Raw genomic sequence first — 1,692 nt, forward strand, 5'->3', positions numbered from 1 at the left:
CGGGCATGAGAGTCGACCAGGGAGACCCGTACTCCCTCCGTTGGAAGATCGCCTCGGCAGTCGGCCCCGAGAGGGTCGCTCTTGCGCTGGTGATCGTGCTCGCGATCGCCGTTCTGCTGATCGTCAGGCTCGGCCCATCGCAGGGCGACGTCGATGTCAGCCGCCCTTCGCCAGCACCGTCGGCGGCGCTGTCGAGATCGTGGAACGGCCGATCGCTAGTTCAGCTCAGGGGTGACTCGATCTAGCCGCGCCTTCACCCGCGACCGGCGAGGAACTCCTCGTCAAACGCCCTGGCCAGGATCCCGATCGCCCGCACGCCATCCCACCAGCGGATGTGTTTCGGCGGACCCGCTGGCGTCTTGTTGGCGTCGACGACGTGGAGGCGCCCGTCGTCGCAATCCCGGAGAACGTCGAGCTCGCCGAAGTCCAGGCCGATCGCAGCGCAGAAGGCGAGCAGCGTGGCGACCTCCTGATCCGTCAGGACCCTATCGGTCGGGCAGACCTCGACGCAGTCGTGGAGCTGCGTGAAGCGTTCCTTCACGTCCCGATGGCGCAGATAAACGAGCGGGATGCGCCGGCCCATGATGGGAACTCGAAGGTCCAGGACCCGCTCGTCGCCCGCGACAGTGTTGACGAGGCGCTGATAGACGATGCCCGGCTCGGGATCGCGCGCGCTCTCGATCACGATGCCGTCGTGGAGGGCGTTCTCGTCTGACTTTCGAACGTAGGGTCCGACGAAGGACCGGGGATCGATCGCCAGCCCGTAGCCGAACGTCGCGAGTGAGGCATCCTCGACTTTGGTCTTGCTGATATCGACGCACCGCTCGTTGATGAGGCGTCCGGATGCGCAGGGCGGCCGCGCCGGCCGGTATCGGTTGAACGTGGCATCGTCCCAGCTGACGGCGGCCACGCAGTCTGCCGTGTCGTCGGATGTGATTCGAAGCCCGAGCTCTCGACAGATCTTCCAGATCGAGTAGACGATCAGGGGCTGGTCAGGAACGAAGTACACCGTGCCGGACTCACCACGGACGACGCGGGCGACGACGAATCGCCACGCGTAGTACGCCCAGACGACCACCTTGAACGGTTCGTTGACGATGCCTCGAAGGTGATCCAGCGTCCGACCGCCTTCCCCCGCGTGCCGACCCAGCGTGGCATTCACCGTACCGTCGTCGGCCGCCATGGTACAGCGCGTCGCCTTCTTGCCCCGGCGCTGCCGTGCGACCGCGCGGGGACCAGGACACCGCTTGCACGTGGTACGGTCAAGGATCGGCCGGAGTCGCCCGCCAGTGAGGGTCACGACGACCGCGTGGCTTGGAGGTGCTGCATGGCTCGGAAGGCACATGGCGATCGAGAGCCTACTCGCGGAACGCGCCGGACGCGTCGCTCGTGACATTCGCGATGGGGGCGCACGGCCCCGAGCGGTCAGAGGAGAATCGCAGCATCCTGCGTCTCTCGGGCGTCACTGCCTGGGTGCTTGGCGCCGGCGTCGTGCTCCTTTCGTTGGCTGGGCTGGGGGCGCTGGTCAGCGTCCACCTGCTGCCCGACTTCCCGGGACGTGACACGTTCGCGGACCTGTTCATGCTCAACCGTGAACTGAACGTGCCCACGTGGTACTCCTCGACGCTCCTCCTCATAGCGGCCGGCCTGCTGGCGGTGATCGCCTGGACGGCGCGGCTGGAGAGAGCTCCG

At 66.8% G+C, this 1,692-nt stretch carries 3 protein-coding genes; 2 read left to right on the forward strand and 1 reads right to left on the reverse strand.

All coding sequences use genetic code 11. The features are described from left to right. Window positions 1-245 (forward strand): hypothetical protein (locus RMO30_RS04025; RefSeq protein WP_309709829.1); only part of this gene is annotated, 245 nt, incomplete at its 5' end. Window positions 246-253: 8 nt separating this feature from the next. On the opposite strand, the gene RMO30_RS04030 is transcribed toward RMO30_RS04025, so the two are convergent. Next, window positions 254-1,183: a hypothetical protein gene (locus RMO30_RS04030; protein ID WP_309709832.1), complete on the reverse strand. Its 930-nt coding sequence runs from the start codon at window positions 1,181-1,183 to the stop codon at window positions 254-256. 206 nt (window positions 1,184-1,389) lie between these two features. Between RMO30_RS04030 and RMO30_RS04035 the strand changes: the two genes are divergently transcribed. After that, a partial coding sequence (locus RMO30_RS04035) for a hypothetical protein (protein ID WP_309709838.1) occupies window positions 1,390-1,692 on the forward strand: 303 nt, incomplete at its 3' end.

The organism is Pseudolysinimonas sp. (assembly GCF_031389465.1).
Lineage (GTDB): Bacteria > Actinomycetota > Actinomycetes > Actinomycetales > Microbacteriaceae > Pseudolysinimonas_A.

What these genes read in the sequence shown, in the direction of transcription:
- RMO30_RS04030 (WP_309709832.1), bottom strand. Translation starts at nt 1,183, where the DNA reads ATGGCGGCCGACGACGGTACGGTGAATGCCACGCTGGGTCGGCACGCG.